Here is a 203-nt window from a genome sequence, read left to right as displayed (position 1 = left end):
CTCGGTCTCGATCCAGCGGGTGTGGACCGTGAACGGGTCGGTGGAGCCGGTCAGTTCGGGGGCGAAGGCCGGGTCCTTGACGACCGCGCGGTGGAAGGGCAGCGCGGTGGCCATCCCGCCGATCTCGAACTCCTCGAGGGCGCGGGCGGCGCGCTGGAGCGCCTGCTCCCGGGTGGCGCCGGTGACGATCAGCTTGGCGAGCA

1 pseudogene is annotated in these 203 nt (G+C 72.9%); it reads right to left on the bottom strand.

Annotation, left to right across the window (positions count from 1 at the left end):
* Positions 1 to 203 (bottom strand): annotated as a pseudogene (locus KVT44_RS57710) (acetyl-/propionyl-CoA carboxylase subunit alpha); the annotation flags it as partial.

The sequence above is a fragment of the Streptomyces sp. GbtcB7 genome, from assembly GCF_019091445.1.
GTDB classification, from domain to species: Bacteria; Actinomycetota; Actinomycetes; order Streptomycetales; family Streptomycetaceae; genus Streptomyces; species Streptomyces mirabilis.
Note: the sequence above shows the minus strand (reverse complement) of the source record. Positions and strands in the feature narration are given on the sequence as shown.